The sequence below is a fragment of the Ruegeria sp. CK1 genome (genome assembly GCF_056536545.1).
On record NZ_JBQFPX010000001.1, the window covers coordinates 628714 to 651089 of the forward strand.

Here is a 22376-nt window from a genome sequence, read left to right on the forward strand (position 1 = left end):
AAGTTTATTTGAGCGGTCAAATAAATTTAAGTCCATTGACGCATGTTTTTTACGCGCTGTAGATGGCTGCATTGCAGGAGGAAGAGCCTTTGACAGAAGCCAAGCAGAGACGTCCCCGTAAAGAGCGGAAGGAGAACGCAGATCGACGCCGTCGGCAGCTTCTAGACGCAGCTTGCCGGTCGATTCTGGTTCATGGGTTATCAAAAACAACGCTCGCTACTGTTGCGTCTGAAGCCGGGTTATCACAGGGCGTTGCGGCGTTTTATTTTAAATCAAAAGGTGGGCTTCTAACTGAAACTCTACGTGATCTGTACCAACGTTACGAAGATCACTGGACTAAGTCCTTGGAACAAGCGGGAGACAAGCCAGCCGAAAAAATAAGGGCTCTTATAAAAGCGGATTTCCACCCTGATGCCTGTGGTCCCAACGTTTTGCCGCTCTGGTATGCGTTTTGGGGAGAGCTTCGGTCTCAGCAGCAATATGATGAAGTCGCTGAACATTTTGAAACCCGTAGGCGCGAGACTTTGCACTTGCTCTGGCAGGCTTTGTTGGCAAGCAAGGCCACGATCCAACCTGAGCAAATGGCTGAATGGATGGAAACTTTAACAGATGGGTATTGGCAGCGCCTGCATCTTGCGCCGGATAACCTGAGCCGAAAAGAGGCAGAAGCCGCCGCGTGGGGGTGTCTGGTTCGATTGGTGCCGGACCTTCTTGATGAGACAGCTTAATCAAAATGAAACAATGGGTCGGTTGCCGTGCCGAGAGTTCAGATGGCGCAAAAACCTCGACTGACGTGGGTCAGGATATTTCGAGAGGCGCGCTATTTGGTGCGCCTTGCCTTTCCTATTGTCATATCACTGGCTGCGGCCGCTTTGATTGGCGTTGTGGACACTGTAATGGTCGCTCCGCTTGGAACGCTTCCGCTGGCGGCAGTTTCGATTACGGCTTCCGTTCTAATCATATTCTATTCTGCGCTCTACGGGTTTGTGTCTGCGATTGGTGTTCGTATGGCGGAAGCCTTTGGCAAAACGAACGATGAAGACCTGGTTTCCGCCACGCGCGCAGGTCTTTTGGTTTCGCTGATTGTTGGTGTGTTGGGAGCTGCGCTGATGATCTGTATCAAGCCTGCCCTAGATTGGATTGGCCAGCCGCCTGAAGTCGTAAGTTTGCTCGGCGGCTACTGGATAGCAATGAGCCTTTTGCTGATCCCATTCACTGTTTTCTATACTTTGAAAGCACTGTTTGACGCCATAAACAGACCTTGGATTGGCGTCGGTCTTGCGTTTTTGGCCGTCGGTTTCAACATTCCGGCGAATTACGTGCTTATTCACGGTGTTGCGGGGTGGCCGGGATTGGGTCTCGTTGGGGCAGGGATTGCCAGCCTTTTATCCCAGATGGTGCCATTGATTGCAGCGGCAATGATTTTAGGCGCTTGGAAGAAAAAGTGGAACACATCTCAGCCAGCTGTTTTTGACTGGGCTGAATTGAGGGTGCAGTTCAGACAAGGAATTGTTATCGCCGTTGGGTATTTCGGCGAGGGGGCTGCCTACGCAGTTGCGGGCCTTATGCTTGGGTGGTTCAACGCCGCAGCTCTCGCAGCGCATCAGATTGTGTCTGCAGTAAGCGACGTCATTTACATGGTGCCGATGGGTATTTCGATTGCGATTTCCATAAGGGTGGCTCAAGCATTGGGCGCGGGTGAGAGCCAGCGTCTTAGACCAATTGTGCTTGCTTCTCTGTTTGTTGTGGTGAGTTGGATGAGCGTTGTGGTTGCTGGTATTATTTTGGGCCGGGCGCCATTCGCAAATACCCTTTCTAACGACCCGGAAGTCGTTTCACTTGCGATTTCGATGTTTCTTGTGATCGCCGCAATGCAAATCGCGGACGGGGTGCAAGGCACAATGCTTGGCGCTTTTCGCGGGATGATGGACAACCACATTCCAGTTGCCATCACTCTGGTAGCCTATTGGGTCTTCGCTTTGCCGGTAGGGTACGCAATGGGGTTTTTGTTTGGGTTCGGGCCGAACGGGGTTTGGATGGGGTACGGTACTGGTCTTGCCTTGGCCGCAATCGCGTTGACTTATCGCTTTTTTACCAAGGCCGTACCCTGAGTTGGTAAGTTCCGTGCTTTTAGGCCGGGTTTTCCAACAGTCAGAGTCGCATGCTTTCCGCATCGACCGTCGGGTTTTCATTTCGGATCATCTGCAACCCTCCCGCTATTGCTTTATTAGTGGAATTGCATAGTTTCGGTGGTGACAGTTTCTCTAGCCAATATATGAGCGATGCCAAGGCTTCTGAACCAATTTGATCTCAAACCTGCAGTCGAATTGGTAGCCTTTGAGCAAGCTTGGAGCGCGTATGTGAACTTCCTTGTAAAAAGCGAACTTGCTGTCGCCGGTACCCCTCTTTGCAAGCGCAAACCAGACAGTGGTTATGATACTGACGAAGAGCGTGTTCATCACCTGATGGCGGTCATTGAATTCAAAGATCAAAGGCAAGCCGATGCTGCTTGGGCGGCAATAGAAGACCGCGTTGAACCGCTTGGTGGGTTGCATCGCAGGGTCATTTCTATGGTGCATGATCCCGTTTTCACTTTCTGGGCCGAACTCTGAATTGATGAACTCGGTTGCCTCACTGAGTTTCCGGCACGGCTTAACTTTGCATTGAATGAGCATTCAATCAGTGACATAAACTTTGAAATTGTATGCGAAACCTGACGGCGTAGCACTTGGTCAAAGGAAAGGCGAAGTGCCGCCAGCGGAAAACTATGAGGTTCGGAGCGCAACCGAATGACACAGTCGCCTGTAGCTTCTCAAAACTCCACAGAACGTCGCCGCACTGAATCCAAAGAGGTCAGGCGGCAACAATTGATTAATGCCACAATCGACTCAATAGCCAAAAATGGAATTGGTGGAACGACTATGTCCACGGTGACCAAGATTGCTGGGATGTCACTTGGGATCGTTAACTTCCACTTCAAGAGCAAGCAGAACTTGCTGGAAGAAACGTTGGTTTTTCTTGCGAAAGAGCACCACGATCAGTGGCTGGAAGCATCCAACACCGCAGGGCTGACAGCGTCGGAGAAATTGCTAGCCATCGTCGACGCACATTTCCATCCACAGATTTTCTCGCAAAAGAAGCTGGCCGTATGGTTTGCCTTTTTCGGGGAGGCCGGTCGACGCAAAGTCTATCGTAAGCTGATCGAGGACATAGATCAGGAACGCTACAGCATTGCTTTGCGTCTGTGCAGCGAGATTGCCGAAGAGGGGGGGTATAACGACATTCCACCCCGGCAGGTCGCGAATATTCTGGAGGCACTCTACGACGGAATATGGTTGGGGTTTTTAACCTATCCAGAAAACTACCAGCGAACCGAAGCCCGAGATCAAATCGTTTCATTTCTGTCAAAGGTTTATTCTAGGCACTTTCAAATGCCTGAATTCCCGTCGCGTGATTGAAACACAAAGTGCCAAGGCGGTCGCATTTCCGATGGGATGAGCCTTCGCAAAACGAAGCTGAATAGGGGGTAAAATGAGCAGGGATTCTCGTTACGACATCCTTTTCGATCCGGTGAAAATAGGTCCCGTGACTGCACCTAACCGGTTCTACCAAGTTCCGCATTGTACGGGCATGGGGTGGCAGTATCCTCGCACCCTTGCCGCGATGCGCGAAGTCAAGGCGCAAGGCGGGTGGGGCGTCATTTGTACTGAATATAACTCAATCCACCCATCATCTGACGACCTTCCGCATCCATACGCGTCGCTTTGGGATGATGGTGACGTGCGAGCCCACTCTCTTATGACTGATGCTGTGCACGAATACGGCTGCCTTGCAGGTGCCGAGCTATGGTATGGCGGCAACAATGCGAACAACTTGTTCTCGCGACTGCCAGGAATGGACGTCGATAGCCTGCCAAATACAAAGGGGCATCCCTATCAGACCCGTGCGATGGACAAGCAGGACATACGCGATTTGCGGCGCTGGCATCGCATGGCTGCTTTGCGCGCGCGAGATGCGGGTTTTGATGTGATCTATGTCTACGCTACGCACGGCTACCTTGTTTCGAACTTTCTGAACCCACGCGTTAATACCCGTAGTGATGAATATGGCGGTAGCCTGGAAAACAGGGTGCGCCTGACCCGAGAGCTGATCGAGGACACCAAGGAAGCAGTCGGTGACCGGTGCGCGGTGGCGGTTCGGTTTTCGGCCGACGAAGTGATCGGTGAAGACGGAAAGCCGATCTTTGGTGAACGCCGGGAAATGTTCGAATTACTCGCTGACCTACCGGATTTATGGGATATCAACATCGCAGACTACTCGGTCGAGATGGGCGTTTCACGGTTTACTAAAGAGGCTGCTCTTGAACCTTACATGCATTGGGTAAAGTCAGTGACAGACAAGCCGGTGGTGACGGTCGGGCGATTTACATCACCGGATACAATGGTCAGCCAAGTGAGGCGCGGTATCACCGATTTTATCGGTGCAGCGCGGCCTTCGATTGCTGACCCCTATCTGCCAAAGAAAATAGAAGAGGGCCTGTTATCTGCCATTCGTGAATGCATCGGGTGCAATATTTGTTACGCCAGCGATACAATTGGCGTGCCAATCCGATGCACGCAAAACCCAACGATTGGTGAAGAATGGCGCAAGGGTTGGCATCCTGAAATCATCCAAAAAAAGACTTCGGATTCACGCATCTTGATAGTTGGTGCCGGAGCTGCCGGGCTTGAAGCCGCGCGAGCGCTTGGGGCGCGTGGATATGACGTCTTATTGGCAGAAGCTTCTCGGGAAATTGGCGGCAGGATTGTACGCGAAGCTGCCCTGCCTGGGATGAGTGAGTACATCCGCATCAAGGACTATCGCGAGCAGCAATTGGTAGAGATGCCAAATGTTGAAATCTACCGTGAAAGCCCGCTGAACGTTGACGATGTATTTGCGGTTGAGGCCGATCACGTAGCGATTGCAACAGGGGCGACATGGCGAAAAGAATACTTTGACGAAGAACGTTTTATCCCAGTTGCAGAAGGCAATACTCTAACTCGCGTTTTTACACCCGACGATGTTATGGACGGAAACCTGCCTAATGGGCCCACAATCGTTTTTGACAGTGAAGGATACTACATGGGTAGTATCATGGCCGAGAAGATCAGAGCGAATGGTCACCCAGTGACGTTCGTCACGCCGTCAGACAGCGTTTCTGATTGGGCCGGCAATACTTCCGAGCGTTGGCGCATCCGAACACATTTGCAGAAGTTGGGTGTCAACATTTTGCCATCTAAATTGTTGACGCACTTCAACGGAGAAGAAGCAGTCTTAGAGTGTGCCTACGGCGGACCTAATGCGGACGTGTCTTCTTCAAATATAGTGATGGTGACTGCACGGAAGCCGAACGATGGTTTGTACCGTGATTTGCTTGAACGACAGGCGCAAGAGAGTCTGCCGTTCAGCCTTACTCGCATCGGTGACTGTGATGCCCCGGCGATTATCGCGGCGGCAGTCTATGCAGGCCATCGATATGCTCAGGAACTGGATAGCGTCGTAAATGCGGACATCCCGCTCAAACATGATCGCATTGATGTCGGTCGGCAACTTATCTGACCGCACTCGAAAAAAATCAGGAGAACCAAGGCATGTCGGAAGATCTTGTTATTCGCCCACTTGTGGCAGAGGACAAAGAAGAATGGCGTCGCTTATGGACCGCTTATTTGGAGTTTTATGAGACCTCTGTCTCAGAGGAGGTTTACGAAGTTTCTTTCAGTAGGTTGTTGTCTATTGGTGAAGGCGAATACAGCTGCCTTATTGCAGAGCTAAACGGAAAACCTGTGGGATTAGCTCACTATCTGTACCACAGGTTTATGTGGTCCGTAGAAGACACGTGCTACCTTATGGATCTGTTTGCTGACCCGGACAATAGGGGAAAAGGTGTCGGTCGCGCCCTCATCGAAGCCGTTTTTGAAGTCGCAAAAAAAGACGGTATCCCAACAACCTACTGGACGACGCAGGAGTTCAACTACAAAGGACGGATGTTGTACGACAAAGTGGCTGAACGAACGCCGTTCATAGTATACGAAAAATCCGAATGATGTTTAGGCGCTTGCAAAGACTACAGAGGTTTGTTGCCGTTTCTTACCTTTGCCTAAAATGACTTCCAGCAAAATGAATACTTCACCGGTGTAGATGCTTTAACGCTGACGCGTATCGCAGTTTGGCGAGAACTTGGTGCAGAATCTAAGACGGTTTTAAGGACCTAACTGAGTTCGGTTCGAGTTCTCATGACTGCGCCAATTTGTTTAACAAATTGTATCAAAATGGTTTTTTCAGAGGGAGTGGGTCAGCATCCTCGGGAGGAGGTGAAGATGCTGACCCGGTGCGTTGGCGCTCCCCTTAGAACTATCGCCACCGCCAATACTGACTTACTCTGGGAGGAGTGAGAGCCAGTAATTCGTATGCAATTTTACAGGACCTTTTGAATTTCGAAGTGAATGCCACACTTGTTTCCAAACGTGGGTCTACTCATCCTGTAAAAGCTTAATTGCGTATTCTGGAATCTCAGAGCGGGAAATGCCCATCTGAAAAAGCTGATCGTCGCTCAGCTTGGCAAGCGCTGACATCATCCGGGCGGTTTGAAGTGTTTTCAAAGCAATCCGGATATGTTTGGAGATGCTGATCCCGATCGATGTCGCCAGATTGTACGCCGTAGTCGGCGCAGCCACCCAGATTGAGGTCGAATGAAGACTATTTGCCATACGCGGCCTCCTGAGCAAGCCTTCTGATGCTGCTGCGTGGTATGCCAAGATCAGCGAGTTCACGGTCTTTGAGCATCGACAGTTCTCGGCGGGTATTGCGATAGACCTTGTGGCACGCGAGTGCAGACCGCACTTGTTCCATTTTCTGCTGAAACAATGTGCGACCGGCATCCAGAACAGCCACTGGCCCAAGTGTAGAGCGTATAATTGCCATGTTTGCGCCTCGGTTATTGCTGCAATGCAGCGTTTATGCTGCAATGCAGAAGTAGGCGAATTTGATAGCGCTCACAACTAGTCTATTTGGAACAGCCCCCTTGCCGGGGTGGCACAGTTGGTAGGTGGATATGGATATCGCGGCACAGATGTTAATTTTTGCGACCGTGGTCGATCACGGGAGTATTTCTGCAGCGGCTCGATCCATGGGGCAGACTCCGTCGGCGGTGAGCAAGCAGATCGGTCTGCTAGAGGATCACGTAAATTACCGCTTACTGAATCGGATCAGAACCGGAGTTACACCGACACAAGAAGGCCAGGAGTTATACGACAAGTGCAAGGCAATGGCGGACAAATTCAAAGAGGCAGAAGAGTTAATATCGAATTTGGACGGCACTCCGCGTGGCAATCTTAAGATCGCGTCCACTGTTGCATTCGGTAAATCTCAATTGATCCCGGCTTTGCCAAAATTCATGGAACAGTTCCCTGATGTTCAAATTTCGTTGGATTTGACAGACCGAAACGTCGACATACAGGCTGAGGGGTTTGACGCGGTCGTTTGTTTTGCCGAACAGCAAAAAGATCCCGACACAGTGGTGCGCCGCATCATTCAAAGCCGCCGTATCTTGTGTGCTGCTCCTATTTATCTTGAGCGACACGGAACACCGACAACTTTCAACGATCTATCGTTTCACAACTGCCTCAGGATCTCAGGGGGCAGCCAGCGAAATGCATGGCAGAGTGAGCATCCACAAAACGACCACTTTTTTGAGGTGCAGGGTAGTTTTGAAGGCAACAACACAGATGTCGTTTTTCGCGCTGCGTTGGCTGGCATGGGGATTGCTCGCCTGCCTTGTTACATGGCCGAAGGGAAAATCGAATGCGGCGAACTGGTGCACATTTTGCCAGAATACGCCCCGCCAAGTACTGAAATCGTTGCGATGTTTGCGGACAGGCGAAACCTAGCGCCAAAAACACGAGCGTTCATCGAGTTTCTGGTGGAGCAGTTTAAGCGTGGGCTCAACGCGCCAGACAAAATGACTCACGCTTCAACGCAGTAAATTTTTGAGCGGTAGGCAAACGCAATGGTCCTTGCGCGCCGAAGAAGACCATGCGCCGATACTTCGTTAGGGCAAGCCGGGCTAGGGTCGCGCAACTTTATTGAGGGATTAGAATGGACGCACACTGTACTCTATGTCGAGTGATATTTTCGAAGACTGGCTGGGCTACGCCACTCAATATGGCGTTGTCTTGCGAGCTATTTGGCATTCAATTTGGAGGGCCCAATTGAAGGTCTGGCGCTCGGTTCCCCGCCATCACTGGAAGTAATATTAGTCGCCAATCACGACGTAAAGACATGACGGCGTGAACTTCTATTTTGCTGTTAACCTAACACCGCAACACCGCAGAAACCTTGTGTGAAATTCGATTCTGCGTCATTTCAATCCCGCATTTGGCGTACATGCTGGCAGCTGGGTTGTTTGAGGGCGGTCAACCTCCGAGACTTCAATGCCGACTTGACACCTCGGGTTTTCGATCATTAAATTTGACAATAATTGTCGCGCGACATGTTGCAATTTGGTGTGAGGAAATATTTGAAACGCAAAATTCGAAATATGGAAGAATTTGCGGCCATCAGTGGGATTTCTCGACCTACCGTCTCGAAATACTTCAATGATCCAGAAAGCGTGCGTGTTTCTACTAGGAAAAAAATCGAAGCAGCGCTGGAAGAGTACGATTATCATCCGAACGTATTTGCGGTGAACCAGAACCGGCGCACCACCAAGAATATCGGTGTTGTAGTGCCCAACTTGGCTGACCCGTTCTTTTCCGAGATCGGCAGGCGGGTGGAGCTTGCTTGCATTGAGGCTGGTTACAGCCCGATTTTGCTGAGTTCACACGGCAATCCGGACATGGAGCGAGAGAATCTAAACTCGCTAAAATCCCTTAAACCAGCTGGCGTGTTGCTGGCACCGTTTGGTCGGTTATCCGACAAAGACGCGGTTAAAGCATTCGATGAGGAAATTCCGGTTGTTTTGTTCGATGCCAACATGGATGACGTCGGGCGGGCCTTTGTTGGAACCGATCATTTCCAGAGCGTTGATCTGATGGTCGAGTATCTTTGCCGCAGCGGCGAGCCGCCGTGCTTCTTCGAAATGAAGAATCCTTTGAATCCGAATGCCAACAAGCACAGGCAAGCTTACATCGAAAGCATGGAACGGCACGGGCAAACGCCGAATATCTTTCAGGCCAGCGGAGAAGGCTGGGATTTCGAAGAAATTGGAAAAGTCGAAGGTGGTCGGCTCTTGTCTGAAGGCGCATTTAAGACCAACACGATCCTGTGCAGCAATGATCGTTTTGCCATCGGTCTTTTGTCGGCGGCCTACGGCCTAGGTTTCAAGGTCGGTCATGGTCCGGAATGCAACCTCAGAATAGCGGGCCACGACGATCACCCATTTTCTCGTTTCACTTGCCCTCCGTTGACGACAATCGCGCAGGATTACGAAGCGATCGCGAATCGGTCGGTCGCAACCCTGTTCGCATTGTTTGAGGAGCGAGAAAACGTGCCGGAAAGACAGGAAACGCTGTTTGAGGGACGTTTGATCATGCGGGATTCTGCCTAATGTGTTACTATTCGCGCAAACAATCATAAATTTACGCGCGTAAATTTTTAATTGACTTCGCGTTGTGATTTTGACTAGGGTCTAATTCATCATCCAACGAGGAGGAGAATTAGGATGTCATTCAAACAAGCTCTATATGCGGCGACGGCAATGACACTTGTCACCGCTAGTGGCGCACTGGCAGAGAATCTTGTCATCGCCACCGTGAACAATGGCGACATGATCCGTATGCAAGGCCTGACACAGGACTTTACTGATAAGACCGGTCACACGGTCGAGTGGGTCACGCTTGAAGAAAACGTGCTACGTCAGCGCGTAACCACTGATATCGCCGCAAAGGGCGGTTCTTTCGACATTATGACCATCGGCATGTATGAAACTCCGATCTGGGGTGCCAACGGTTGGCTTGTCCCGCTCGACGATCTTTCTGCTGAATATAACGCCGATGACATCCTGCCAGCCATGCGCGCCGGCCTAAGCCACGATGGCACAATGTATGCCGCACCGTTCTACGGTGAAAGCTCCATGATCATGTATCGTACTGACTTGATGGAAAAGGCGGGCTTGGAAATGCCCGATGCACCAACTTGGCAGTTCATTCGTGAAGCAGCTGCGGCCATGACTGACCGCGACAATGACATCAACGGGATTTGTCTGCGTGGTAAGGCAGGCTGGGGCGAAGGTGGTGCATTCATCACTGTGACTGCAAACTCCTTTGGCGCTCGCTGGTTCGATGAGGATTGGAATGCTCAATTTGATCAGCCTGAATGGGCTGATGCGCTGAATTTCTTCGTCGGCATGATGGAAGAGTCCGGCCCGACAGGGTATGCCACCAACGGTTTCAACGAGAACCTGAACCTGTTCCAGCAGGGCAAGTGCGGCATGTGGATCGACGCAACTGTTGCGGCTTCCTTCGTAACCAACCCCGAAGACTCGACCGTTGCTGACAAGGTGGGCTTTGCGCTTGCCCCAAACAGCGAAGGTATTGACAAGAAAGCAAATTGGCTCTGGGCTTGGGCACTGGCGGTGCCAGCCGGTACTCAGAAGGAAGAAGCGGCGAAGCAATTCATCGAATGGGCGACTTCGACCGACTACATCGAGCTGGTTGCTGAAAATGAAGGTTGGGCCAACGTGCCTCCGGGTGCGCGGACTTCTCTGTACGAAAACCCGAACTACAAGGAAGTTCCCTTCGCACAGAAGACGCTGGACTCGATCCTTGCGGCAGATCCAAACAATCCGTCCGTCAAGCCGGTGCCATATGTTGGCGTGCAGTTTGTGGCTATCCCGGAATTCGCGGGTATCGCAACTGAAGTCAGCCAGGAATTCTCGGCAGTCTACGCGGGCCAACAATCCGTAGAAGAGGCACTTGAGAAAGCTCAGGCGCTGACAAACGACGCTATGGAGGCAGCTGGCTACCGCTAAGCTCTCCATTGTCTCGGGGAGTGCACTTCTCCCCTGCGCTTCCCGAGACCCCACCTTTCTTTTACGATCGTAGCACTGTTTTAGATGGCCTTATGGCGATCAACAGAGGAGGTATGCACGATGGCAACCAAACATTCCCGATCAGCAGCGCGGATAATGATGGCCCCAGCGGTCGTATTACTCCTCGGCTGGATGCTCATTCCCCTAATCATGACCCTTATGTTTTCATTCAAGCAATACTTGCCTCTGCGCGGTGGCGATCTTGGATGGGTCGGCTTCGAAAACTATGTTCGTTTTGTGAGTTCAAGCGCCTTTTGGCCTTCGGTTGGGGCGACCCTGGCCATAGTTGGCGGCGTCCTGTTCATCACAATTATCTTTGGCGTACTCTTGGCAATCCTGCTGAACCAACCGATGTGGGGACAAGGCGTCGTACGCATTTTGGTCATTGCGCCATTCTTTGTCATGCCTACCGTGTCTGCGCTGGTGTGGAAAAACATGTTCATGGATCCGGTGAATGGTCTGTTCGCCCATCTTTGGCGGTTTTTTGGGGCAGAGCCGATATCTTGGCTGTCCGAGGCGTCTTTGCCTTCGATTGTCATGATCGTTTCCTGGCAGTGGCTTCCCTTCGCTACGTTGATCCTGCTGACAGCGATCCAATCTCTGGATGGAGAGCAGTTGGAAGCGGCTGAAATGGATGGGGCCCCCCCACTGAAACGGTTTGGATATATCACGCTTCCTCACCTCAGCCGTGCGATAACGATCGTGCTGCTTATCCAGACGATCTTCCTTCTGGCCATCTTCGCCGAGATTTTCGTCACAACCGGAGGCGCTTTTGGCACCCGCACGCTCACCTACCTGATTTTCCAACGTGTTCTTGAAAGTCAGAATGTCGGTCTCGGCTCTGCTGGTGGTGTCTACGCAATCATTCTCGCCAATATCGTTGCGATCTTCCTGATGCGCATCGTCGGCAAGAACCTGGACGCGTGAGGAGGAAAAAATGGCCCGCGCAGTTACTCAACAACGTAAGATCATCAATACAGCCGCCGCTTGGGGCATTGGGTTGCTGATCTTTTTCCCGATCCTTTGGACCATCCTTACCAGCTTCAAGACCGAAGCCACGGCTATTGCCGATCCTCCGGTGTTCCTTGCATTCGACTGGACGCTTGAAAACTATTCCGCAGTGATGGAGCGGTCGAACTATGCCCGCTTCCTTTGGAACTCAATCATCATCGCTGGTGGCTCGACAATTTTGGGTATCATCGTCGCCGTACCCGCGGCATGGTCGATGGCCTTTGTACCTTCCAAGCGCACCAAAGACATTCTTCTTTGGATGCTGTCCACGAAGATGCTCCCGGCGGTTGGGGTTCTGTATCCCATCTACCTGATCTGCATCAGACTGGGAGTTTTGGACAGCCGAGGCGCATTGGTCATCATCCTTATGCTGATGAACCTGCCTATCATCGTCTGGATGCTATACACGTACTTCAAGGAAATCCCTGGTGAGATCCTGGAAGCTGCCCGAATGGACGGTGCGACACTGAAGGAAGAAATCCTTTACGTGCTTACTCCAATGGCCGTTCCTGGCATTGCTTCAACCTTGCTGCTGAACTTCATTCTGGCATGGAACGAAGCGTTCTGGACACTGAACCTGACGGCAGCCAATGCGGCTCCTCTGACAGCCTTTATCGCAAGCTACTCCAGCCCCGAAGGCCTGTTCTTTGCCAAACTCAGTGCAGCATCAACCATGGCCATTGCGCCAATCCTCATTCTTGGCTGGTTCAGCCAGAAACAACTTGTCAGCGGCCTGACCTTCGGCGCCGTCAAATAAGGAACTTGACCAATGGGACAAATCAAACTCAACCAAGTGACTAAAAGTTTCGGAGACGTACAAGTAATTCCGCCTCTGGACCTAACGATTGAAGACGGCGAGTTCACAGTTTTTGTTGGACCTTCGGGCTGTGGCAAATCCACACTGCTGCGCCTGATCGCGGGGCTCGAGGACATCACTACGGGTCACATCGAAATCGACGGCTCGGATGCTACCGATGTACCTCCTGCCAAGCGTGGTTTGGCAATGGTTTTCCAATCGTACGCTCTGTATCCGCACATGTCGGTGCGCAAAAACATCGCGTTCCCGATGAAAATGGCGGGGATCGACGAAGATGAGCAAAACCGCCGGATTGAAGGTGCCGCAAAAGCGCTGAACCTATCTGACTACCTGGATCGTCGTCCGGGGCAATTGTCAGGCGGCCAGCGCCAGCGTGTCGCGATCGGCCGAGCAATTGTTCGAGAACCAGCGGCATTCCTTTTCGACGAACCGCTGTCCAACCTCGACGCGGCCTTGCGTGTCGGAATGCGGCTAGAAATCAGTGAACTGCACGAGCGTCTCAAGACGACAATGATCTACGTGACGCACGATCAGGTCGAAGCGATGACCATGGCTGACAAGATCGTTGTTTTGCGTGCAGGTGTGATTGAACAAGTGGGTTCACCGCTGGAACTCTATCACAGCCCGCGGAATGAATTTGTCGCTGGGTTCATCGGATCTCCGAAAATGAACCTGATCAAAGGCGCCGAGGCTGAGAAGCACGGAGCAGCCACAATCGGCATTCGCCCTGAGCACACGGATGTCAGTACCACTGATGGAACGTGGAAAGGTGTTGTAGGGGTGGCAGAGCACCTTGGTTCGGACACTTTCATTCACGTCCATGAGACGGGTCTTGGTGACATGGTTACCGTTCGGATCACCGGCGATATCCAGGCCAAGCACGGCGATACGATCTATCTGACGCCGCAAATGGACAAACTGCATAAGTTCGACGCTCAAGGTCTGAGGATCGAATAATGCAATTGGCTGGAAAAACAGCCCTGATTACAGGTTCCGCCCGAGGGATCGGGCGGGCCTTTGCGGAGGCCTACGTCAATGAAGGGGCCCGGGTTGCCATCGCTGACATCAATATTGATGGTGCCCGCGAAACCGCCGCCGCACTTGGCGGAAATGCAATCGCAGTGATTATGGATGTGACCGATCAGGCCAGCATCGACAATGCTGTGACAAATACAGTGGCAGAATTCGGTCACATCGACATTCTTGTGAATAACGCAGCGCTTTTCACGGCCGCCCCAATTATTGAAATTGAGCGTGCCGATTACCAGCGTGTTTTTGACATCAATGTCGCGGGTACGCTCTTCACAATGCAGGCCGTGGCCCGGCGCATGATTGAGCGCGGAAAAGGCGGCAAAATCATCAATATGGCAAGCCAAGCCGGAAGGCGTGGCGAACCGCTGGTTGCCGTCTATTGCGCAACTAAGGCGGCGGTTATCAGCCTGACTCAGTCTGCGGGACTGAACCTGATCAGACATGGCATAAACGTGAATGCTATTTCCCCAGGTGTTGTCGATGGCGAGCACTGGGATGGTGTAGACGCATTTTTTGCCAAGTACGAAGACAAAGCACCCGGACAAAAGAAGAAAGAAGTCGATGCCGCGGTTCCCTACGGACGCATGGGCACGCCGGACGATTTGACTGGCATGGCTGTATTTCTTGCAAGCGATGCGGCGAACTACATCGTCGCACAAACTTATAATGTGGATGGTGGGCAATGGATGAGCTGATCTCCCTTTCGAATGCGACACTCGATCAACTGGCCGTCGAACGCCCCAAATATGATCGTGCTTCCCTGACGCCTGGCATTGTTCACGTGGGCGTGGGCAATTTTCACCGCGCGCATCAGGCCTGGTATCTGCACCGCCTTATGCAGGCGGGCAAAGCTCAGGATTGGGCCATCATAGGCGCGGGCGTGCGCCCATATGATGCGGCTATGCGGGAGAAACTGCTTGCCCAGGATTGCCTTACGACTCTGATCGAACTCGACCCCGAAAAAATCTCGGCAGAAGTCATAGGATCCATGATCGATTACTTGCCGATCGAGGACGGCAATGGGGCGCTTATACGCAAAATGTCGGATCCTGCTATTCGCATCGTTTCCATGACCGTTACAGAAAGTGGATACTATATTGACCCGGTCAGCAAAGGGTTTGACGCCAACCATCCTGACATTCAACACGATGCCGCAAACCCTTTAACGCCGCACACGGTTTTTGGTGCCATCGTGGCCGCGCTTCGCGTACGACGCGACGCAGGGCATGCGCCCTTCACCGGGCTGAGCTGCGACAATCTGCAGGGCAACGGCGATGTTCTTCGGCAAACTGTCATTTCACTGGCGCGTATGTCCGACCCCGAACTCGCCGATTGGATCGACACCAACGCGACATTCCCAAACTCGATGGTGGATTGCATCGCCCCTTCTACCGGTCCAAGTGAACTGGCGCTCGCCATAGACTTTGGAATCGACGATGCCGCAGTCGTCACGCACGAAGCGTATCGCCAATGGGTAATCGAAGATAATTTCTGTGCTGGGCGCCCGAATTGGGACGAGGTTGGCGCAACATTCACTGATGACGTTCACGCGTTCGAAACAATGAAGATCCGCATCCTAAATGCCGGGCATCAAGTTCTTGCCAACGTTGGCGAGATCATGGGTCTCCAGACAATTTCCGAATGCATGAGGCACCCGTTGATTTCGCTGTTCTTTGGCAAAGTCCAAAGAACAGAGATAGCACCGACAGTTTCATCAGTTTCTGGGACAAGCCCGGAGGAGTATGTAAAACTCATCGAAAGCAGGTTCTCAAATCCACGGATTGTGGACACAACCCGTCGGGTGGCTTTCGATGGCTCGGCCCGACACACGGGTTTCGTTCTGCCGGTCCTACGAGACCAGTTGAAGGCTGGACGTTCCGTTACCGGTTTAGCTCTTGCCGAAGCACTATGGGCGCGCATGTGCGCTGGCACTCGTGAAGATGGTAGTGTGATTGAGGCGAATGACCCAATTTGGACTAAACTGAATGAGGTTGCTCTTGCCGCAAGATCTGATCCGGCTGCATGGCTTGAACAAAATGGAATATATGGCGACCTGAAGGACGCCAAGCCATTTTCAGATGCATTTGCGAAATGGCTGAATATGATTTGGCAAAACGGCAGCGAAGCTGCGCTGACCGCGTACGTGGATGAAGTTTGAATAGAATTGGTTGTTCTTTTGGTCTGCACCTTTGCAAAAATACCTGTCGATGGGGATAATTTTCCGGTCGCCTAAATTGTGAAAGAGTTGGAGCTAAAGTGAACACGTACACGCAAGGAACATGCTCGCAACGTGCAATTTCTAACGGGACGGGGAAGTAACGTGAAACCTGAGCAACTTAGAATGGCCCGCCACGCGCTTGGATTGTCTATGAAGGACTTTGCGGATTTGTCATGCGTCTCTCATATGACTGTGCATCGGTTTGAAAACGGCAAAAGCGGGGTAAAGCATACAGTTGTCGAAGCTATGCGTACGACGCTTGAAGCCGAAGGTGTCCAATTCCTGAAACATGGCAGTATGTCTGATGGTATAGGCGTTGCCATAAAGTCCAATCCTAAGAAAACTCCTGGTCCCGATCTGTCATGAAATCAGAAATCCTAAAACATCTTACCTACTCGCTCGGCAAGGATGCCGAACATGCCTCGACTTATGACTGGCGCATGGCGGTTTCTCTTACGCTTCGCGACCGGATCGTTGATCCGTGGTTTGAAAGCACGCGTGAGACATACCAGTCAGGCGCAAAACGCGTTTATTACCTGTCGATGGAGTTCCTGATTGGTCGACTTGTCGAAGACATGACCGCGAACCTTGGGTTGACGCAAGAAGTGCGTAAGGCCTTGGTCGAGCTTGGTCAGGATGCTTCGACCGTTTTCGATGATGAACCTGATGCTGCGTTGGGCAACGGGGGCCTCGGTCGGTTAGCGGCCTGCTTCATGGATTCCCTCGCCACCCTGGGTATTCCGGCGTACGGCTATGGTATTCGATATGAGCATGGGCTGTTCGAGCAAAGTTTTGTCGATGGCCGCCAAATCGAAAAGGCGGAAACCTGGTTGAACCAACGCTTCGCCTGGGAGTTCGAGCGCCCCGAGGTCCACTATCGCATCTCTTTCGGCGGCTACGTCGCCCATCATGACGGTAAGGCAGAATGGCATCCTGCGGACACGGTGCAGGCTCAGGCATTTGATACACCGGTGGTCGGGTGGAAAGGGACTTGGGGCAACACGCTAAGGCTTTGGTCAGCCCAGCCCGAAAGTGATTTCGATTTGGAAAGCTTTAACCGTGGCGACTATCTGGCCGCCAGCCGTTCAGAAGCGCTGGCGCGTACGATTTCTCGGGTTCTTTACCCGGATGACACGACCGACGCGGGTAAAGAGCTGCGACTGAAACAGGAATACTTCTTTACCGCCGCATCAATCATGGATCTATTGCGTCGTTTCCTAAGTGACCATGGTGATATTCGCGAACTGCAAAATGCCGTCGCTATTCAGCTTAACGACACGCATCCGGCGATCGCCGGGCCAGAGTTGATACGTCTTTTGACGGATGAGCATGGCCTGCCGTTGGACGAAGCCATTCAACTGGCGCGCCGTTGCCTTGGCTACACAAATCATACGTTGTTGCCCGAAGCGTTGGAGCGGTGGCACGAGGGCTTACTTGGCCGTGTTCTGCCGCGGCATCTGGAAATTATCCGAGCCATTGACGAAAAACAGCAACATGAGTTTCCAGGCAGTCCGCGCATTCTGAAGAATGGCGAAGTCCATATGGGCGAGCTGGCCTTTATCATGGCGCACAAGGTCAATGGCGTATCGGCGTTGCACACCGACTTGGTGAAAGAGACCGTCTTTGCCGATCTGAACCGAATTCACCCGGCACGGATCATCAACCAGACCAACGGTATAACCCCGCGCCGGTGGTTGCACACTTGTAACCCGGTTTTAAGCGATCTGATTACCCGCGAAATCGGCGATGGTTGGGTCTCTGATCTTGAACAATTGAAGCAGCTTAAATCCCGCGCCGGAGATCGCAGTTTCTTAAGCGAATTCAGTGCTGCAAAACGTCAGAACAAGGAAGCACTGTCGAACTGGATAGCAGCCAAATGCGGTGTTGCCGTTGACCCTGATGCTATCTTCGACGTTCAGATCAAGCGTATTCACGAATACAAACGACAGCTTATGAACATTCTGGAAACCGTCGCGCTGTGGAACGAGATGCGGGACAATCCAGGGGCTGAATGGACACCTCGGGTTAAGATATTTGGGGGCAAGGCCGCACCGGGCTATCATGTTGCAAAGCAAATTGTTCGACTTATCAACGATGTGGCTAAGGTTATTAATTCAGATCCTTTGACTAGTGATCTTCTGAAAGTTGTCTACCCCGCCAACTACAACGTCACGATGGCGGAACACTTGATCCCCGCCACTGATCTGTCCGAGCAAATTTCTACTGCGGGGAAAGAGGCGTCGGGAACCGGGAATATGAAATTCGCCCTAAATGGTGCGCTGACGATCGGCACATTGGATGGGGCCAATGTCGAAATTCGCGATCATGTGGGATCGGACAATTTTTTCCTGTTCGGTCTGACAGCACAGGAGGTTATGGAGCGACGCAAGGTGCACGAATATGCACGCGCCGCGATTGCCGCCAGTCCACGGCTAGAGCGTGTTTTGGGCCAGATTTTTGAAGGCTTGTTTTCGCCAGAAGAGCCGGGCCGCTACCATGCTCTGATCGGCACGCTTTATGATCACGACTACTTTCTGGTCACCTGCGATTTTGACAGCTATTTCGATACGCAGCGCCGCACCGATGTTGCATATCGCAACCGTCAAAACTGGGCTGCGATGGCGTTGCAGAACACCGCCAATATGGGCTGGTTCTCGTCCGACCGGACAATCAAGGGTTATGCCCGCGACATCTGGCAGGCGGATAGCGTTTTGACCAAACCGCTGGGTAAATCGGCATGAGCGGCGACCTGATCCAAGATGGTGATGCGGCCGCCATTGCTCGGGGTGAACATGGCGATCCGTTTTCGGTCCTTGGGTTGCACGAAGTCGACGGGCGTTTAGTCGTCCGCTGCTTTCACCCCGAGGCGGACTCGGTTGAGGTTCTGGATCAGAAATCCGGGCGGAAGCTCTGCGTTTTATCCCGTGTGGATGCAGAAAGCGGTGTTTTTGCCGGAGTCATTCCGCGCAGAAAAAAACGGTTCTCTTACTTGCTGCGGCTGACACGCCAAAGCGATACCTGGACCGAGCAGGACCCGTACGCATTTGGGCCGGTACTGGGCGAAATTGACGAGTATCTGCTAGGCGAAGGCACCCATGGGCAACTGTGGCGCGCGCTGGGTGCGCATGTAACGACGCATGAAGGCTGCGACGGCGTACATTTCGCAGTCTGGGCACCTAATGCGCAGCGGGTTTCGATCATCGGAGATTTCAATGGTTGGGACGGACGCCGGAATGTGATGAGGCGGCGGGGCGCAACCGGAGTGCACGAGATTTTCATGCCTAGCCTCGGCGAAGGCACAGTCTATAAATTCGAAATCGTAGGTTCTGACGGACATCTGGTACCGGAAAAGGCCGACCCGGTTGGGTTCGGTTCTGAATTGCCGCCCAAAACGGCTTCGGTCGTGCGCGATCTGGGGAACTACGACTGGGCTGACACAAAATGGATGGCCAATCGAGGTCCACGCCACAAAGTGGATCAGCCGATTTCAGTTTACGAGGTTCATCTGGAAAGCTGGCGGCATGTTCCCGAACAGGGAAACCGTTCGCTCAGCTATCGGGAATTGGCGAACGATTTGGTGGCCTACGCCAGCGATATGGGCTTCACCCATATCGAGCTTACTCCGATCTCGGAATACCCATTTGGTGGTTCGTGGGGTTATCAGCCAGTTGGGCTGTTCGCACCCACTGCGCGGTTCGGAACACCCGATGATTTCCGAGCACTTGTGGATGCCTGTCATCAGGCCGATATGGGTCTGATCATCGACTGGGTGCCAGGTCATTTTCCCACCGATCCACACGGGCTAGGAAGGTTCGACGGCTCTGCTCTGTACGAACACCTCGACCCGAAGGAGGGGTATCACCCGGATTGGAACACTCTGGTCTACAACTATGGCCGGGCCGAAGTTGCCAACTATTTGATTGCGAACGCTAAATTCTGGATGGATGAATACCACATTGACGGGCTGCGCGTCGATGCAGTGGCTTCAATGTTGTATCGCGACTATTCGCGGGAAGAGGGCGAATGGGTGCCTAACGTACACGGCGGGCGCGAAAATCTTGAAGCCATTGATTTCCTGAGGCAAATGAATGAAGCCGTATACGCAGCCCATCCCGACGGGATGACCATTGCCGAGGAATCCACAGCATTCCCGGGTGTCTGCGCAATGACGTCCGAAGGTGGGTTGGGCTTTGGTTTCAAATGGAACATGGGGTGGATGAACGACACCCTAAAGTACATGGCCGAAGATCCGGTCAACCGAAAGTATCACCACGACAAGATGACCTTCGGACTGCACTACGCGTTTTCTGAAAACTTCGTGCTTCCCCTAAGCCATGATGAGGTAGTTCATGGCAAAGGGTCTCTGCTGGGCAGAATGCCCGGTGATGACTGGCAACGCTTTGCTAACTTGCGGGCCTATTACGGGTTCATGTGGGGCCATCCGGGCAAAAAGCTGATGTTTATGGGGGGCGAATTCGCGCAGGGCGCCGAATGGAACCATGAACAAAGTCTAGACTGGCACCTGTTGGAACAACCTAACCACGCAGGCGTGCAACGGTTGGTGCGCGATTTGAATACGCTCTATCGTGAAACGCCGGCTCTGTATCAACAAGATACACGTCCGGAAGGGTTTGGTTGGATTGATGGCGGAAACGCCAGCGACTCGGTGTTTTCGTGGGTGCGGTATGGCACGGACAATACTGCACCGGTTTTGGTTGTCGCCAACTTCACCCCGGTGACCCGAACCAATTTCCGCGTTGGAGTACCTCTGTCAGGTCATTGGGCAGAACGCTTGAACACAGATTCCATGTATTATGGTGGCAGCAATCAGGGAAACGGGGATGGGTTGAACTCTGAACCCGTAGCAGCCCATGGCTGCGAACAGTCCGTTGTGATGACAGTTCCGCCGCTTGCCACAGTTTTCTTTGAATACCGGCCCAACTAGACCGGAACAATCATTGGGAGGACACCCGTTGAAACAAGATCGTCGCAGATTGGCCAGTCAGACTATGGCCTATGTTCTTGCAGGTGGCAGGGGGAGCCGCCTTAAGGAAATGACAGATATCCGTGCGAAGCCAGCGGTTTATTTTGGCGGCAAAACACGGATTATCGACTTTGCATTGTCCAACGCGGTGAATTCAGGCATCCGCCGAATTGGTGTTGCCACCCAATACAAAGCACACAGCCTGATCCGGCACCTGCAACGGGGCTGGAGTTTCTTTCGGGCAGAGCGCAACGAGTCCTTGGACATTCTGCCTGCATCCCAGCAGCTAAACGAAGATAACTGGTACAAGGGGACGGCGGATGCGGTCACCCAGAATATCAATATCCTTAAGGGCTACGGCCCAAAATACATCCTCGTTCTGGCAGGGGATCACATCTACAAGCAGGACTACTCGCTGATGATCGAGCAGCATGTGCAGTCCGGCGCGAAAGTGACGGTTGGCTGCATAGAGGTGCCGCGCGAAGAAGCCAAAGGCTTTGGCGTCATGGACGTCGATGAAAAAGACAAGATACTTAGTTTCGTTGAAAAACCTGCCGACCCACCGCCAATGCCGGGTGACCCGGACATGTCGTTGGCCAGCATGGGAATTTACGTTTTCGAGGCCGAGTACCTCTATGAAATTCTAGAGGCCGATGCCGCGTCGGAGACATCTAGCCACGACTTTGGCAAAGATATTATCCCTACAATCGTCGCTGAAGGCGGAGCGATGGCGCATCCGTTCAGCCGATCCTGTGTGATGTCTGGGCTTGAGGACAAACCGTATTGGCGCGACGTTGGAACTATTGACGCTTATTGGCAGGCCAACATTGATCTGACCGATTTCAAGCCGGGCCTTGATATTTATGCCACCGATTGGCCGATCTGGACCTATTCAGAGCTGACACCTCCGGCAAAATTCATTCACAACGAAGAAGGTCGCCGCGGTCAGGCGGTATCTTCGATGGTATCTGGCGGCTGCATAATTTCCGGCTCGTCGTTGTATCAATGCCTGCTGTTCACCGGTGTCAAAACCCATTCCTACTCGCAGCTGGAACGCGTTGTGGCGCTGCCGTACTGCGAGGTTGGACGCCGGGCCTATCTGAAGGACGTTGTCGTGGACCGTGGCGTTAAAATCCCTCCTGGCCTGATAGTAGGAGAAGATCCCAAGCTTGACGCCAAGCGATTCAGACGCACAGAAGGCGGGGTTTGCCTGATTACTCAAGCGATGATTGATCGACTGGACCTGTAA

Annotated in this window: 20 protein-coding genes; 18 read left to right on the plus strand and 2 right to left on the minus strand. The window is 52.5% G+C overall.

Annotated features, from left to right (window positions below; translation table 11 throughout):
* Nucleotides 1-62 precede the first annotated feature (62 nt).
* The 6 genes from ACR0L3_RS03065 to ACR0L3_RS03090 all read left to right on the plus strand — a co-directional run bounded on the left by ACR0L3_RS03065 (nt 63) and on the right by ACR0L3_RS03090 (nt 6083).
* Nucleotides 63-728: a TetR family transcriptional regulator C-terminal domain-containing protein gene (locus tag ACR0L3_RS03065; protein WP_480743535.1), complete on the plus strand. Its 666-nt coding sequence runs from the start codon at nt 63-65 to the stop codon at nt 726-728.
* Between the two features lie 42 nt (nt 729-770).
* On the plus strand, nt 771-2111 hold the full coding sequence (locus tag ACR0L3_RS03070) for an MATE family efflux transporter (protein ID WP_480743536.1): 1341 nt from the start codon (nt 771-773) through the stop codon (nt 2109-2111).
* 171 nt (nt 2112-2282) lie between these two features.
* Nucleotides 2283-2612, plus strand: a complete 330-nt coding sequence (locus ACR0L3_RS03075; RefSeq protein ID WP_480743538.1) for a DUF6614 family protein — start codon at nt 2283-2285, stop codon at nt 2610-2612.
* A gap of 177 nt (nt 2613-2789) precedes the next feature.
* The gene (locus ACR0L3_RS03080) at nt 2790-3458 is read left to right on the plus strand and encodes a TetR family transcriptional regulator C-terminal domain-containing protein (protein ID WP_480743540.1); all 669 of its coding nucleotides are present in this window, start codon (nt 2790-2792) and stop codon (nt 3456-3458) included.
* A 73-nt stretch (nt 3459-3531) separates the two neighbouring features.
* Nucleotides 3532-5598 carry an oxidoreductase gene (locus tag ACR0L3_RS03085; protein WP_480743542.1) on the plus strand — a complete coding sequence of 689 codons (2067 nt, stop codon included), beginning with the start codon at nt 3532-3534 and terminating at the stop codon, nt 5596-5598.
* Nucleotides 5599-5630: 32 nt separating this feature from the next.
* Nucleotides 5631-6083, plus strand: coding sequence for an N-acetyltransferase family protein (locus ACR0L3_RS03090; protein ID WP_480743544.1), 453 nt, complete (start codon nt 5631-5633; stop codon nt 6081-6083).
* Nucleotides 6084-6509: 426 nt separating this feature from the next.
* On the opposite strand, the gene ACR0L3_RS03095 is transcribed toward ACR0L3_RS03090, so the two are convergent.
* Together ACR0L3_RS03095 and ACR0L3_RS03100 are read right to left on the minus strand one after the other, a co-directional pair.
* Entirely contained in the window at nt 6510-6746 is a 237-nt protein-coding gene (locus tag ACR0L3_RS03095; protein ID WP_480743545.1) for a DUF1127 domain-containing protein, read from the minus strand.
* Nucleotides 6736-6960: a DUF1127 domain-containing protein gene (locus tag ACR0L3_RS03100; protein WP_480743546.1), complete on the minus strand. Its 225-nt coding sequence runs from the start codon at nt 6958-6960 to the stop codon at nt 6736-6738. The genes ACR0L3_RS03095 and ACR0L3_RS03100 overlap by 11 nt, the downstream gene beginning before the upstream one ends.
* A gap of 130 nt (nt 6961-7090) precedes the next feature.
* Between ACR0L3_RS03100 and ACR0L3_RS03105 the strand changes: the two genes are divergently transcribed.
* The 12 genes from ACR0L3_RS03105 to glgC all read left to right on the plus strand — a co-directional run bounded on the left by ACR0L3_RS03105 (nt 7091) and on the right by glgC (nt 22376).
* The gene (locus ACR0L3_RS03105; RefSeq protein WP_480743548.1) at nt 7091-8020 is read left to right on the plus strand and encodes a LysR family transcriptional regulator; all 930 of its coding nucleotides are present in this window, start codon (nt 7091-7093) and stop codon (nt 8018-8020) included.
* Nucleotides 8021-8554: 534 nt separating this feature from the next.
* A complete protein-coding gene (locus tag ACR0L3_RS03110; protein ID WP_480743550.1) occupies nt 8555-9583 on the plus strand; it encodes a LacI family DNA-binding transcriptional regulator in 1029 nt (342 codons plus the stop codon).
* 114 nt (nt 9584-9697) lie between these two features.
* The gene (locus tag ACR0L3_RS03115) at nt 9698-11005 is read left to right on the plus strand and encodes an ABC transporter substrate-binding protein (protein ID WP_480743551.1); all 1308 of its coding nucleotides are present in this window, start codon (nt 9698-9700) and stop codon (nt 11003-11005) included.
* A gap of 120 nt (nt 11006-11125) precedes the next feature.
* On the plus strand, nt 11126-11992 hold the full coding sequence (locus ACR0L3_RS03120) for a carbohydrate ABC transporter permease (RefSeq protein ID WP_480743553.1): 867 nt from the start codon (nt 11126-11128) through the stop codon (nt 11990-11992).
* Nucleotides 11993-12002: 10 nt separating this feature from the next.
* Complete coding sequence (locus ACR0L3_RS03125; protein ID WP_480743555.1) at nt 12003-12833, plus strand: carbohydrate ABC transporter permease; 831 nt, start codon at nt 12003-12005, stop codon at nt 12831-12833.
* 12 nt (nt 12834-12845) lie between these two features.
* A complete protein-coding gene (locus ACR0L3_RS03130; RefSeq protein WP_480743556.1) occupies nt 12846-13850 on the plus strand; it encodes an ABC transporter ATP-binding protein in 1005 nt (334 codons plus the stop codon).
* Nucleotides 13847-14620: an L-iditol 2-dehydrogenase gene (locus ACR0L3_RS03135; RefSeq protein ID WP_480744654.1), complete on the plus strand. Its 774-nt coding sequence runs from the start codon at nt 13847-13849 to the stop codon at nt 14618-14620. The genes ACR0L3_RS03130 and ACR0L3_RS03135 overlap by 4 nt, the downstream gene beginning before the upstream one ends.
* Entirely contained in the window at nt 14608-16083 is a 1476-nt protein-coding gene (locus ACR0L3_RS03140) for a mannitol dehydrogenase family protein (RefSeq protein WP_480743558.1), read from the plus strand. The genes ACR0L3_RS03135 and ACR0L3_RS03140 overlap by 13 nt, the downstream gene beginning before the upstream one ends.
* 162 nt (nt 16084-16245) lie before the next feature.
* Nucleotides 16246-16509 carry a helix-turn-helix domain-containing protein gene (locus tag ACR0L3_RS03145; protein ID WP_480743560.1) on the plus strand — a complete coding sequence of 88 codons (264 nt, stop codon included), beginning with the start codon at nt 16246-16248 and terminating at the stop codon, nt 16507-16509.
* Nucleotides 16506-18884 carry a glycogen/starch/alpha-glucan phosphorylase gene (locus tag ACR0L3_RS03150; RefSeq protein WP_480743562.1) on the plus strand — a complete coding sequence of 793 codons (2379 nt, stop codon included), beginning with the start codon at nt 16506-16508 and terminating at the stop codon, nt 18882-18884. Before ACR0L3_RS03145 ends, ACR0L3_RS03150 begins: the two co-directional genes overlap by 4 nt.
* Nucleotides 18881-21088 carry a 1,4-alpha-glucan branching protein GlgB gene (gene glgB, locus ACR0L3_RS03155; RefSeq protein ID WP_480743563.1) on the plus strand — a complete coding sequence of 736 codons (2208 nt, stop codon included), beginning with the start codon at nt 18881-18883 and terminating at the stop codon, nt 21086-21088. Before ACR0L3_RS03150 ends, glgB begins: the two co-directional genes overlap by 4 nt.
* A gap of 28 nt (nt 21089-21116) precedes the next feature.
* On the plus strand, nt 21117-22376 hold the full coding sequence (gene glgC, locus ACR0L3_RS03160) for a glucose-1-phosphate adenylyltransferase (protein ID WP_480743565.1): 1260 nt from the start codon (nt 21117-21119) through the stop codon (nt 22374-22376).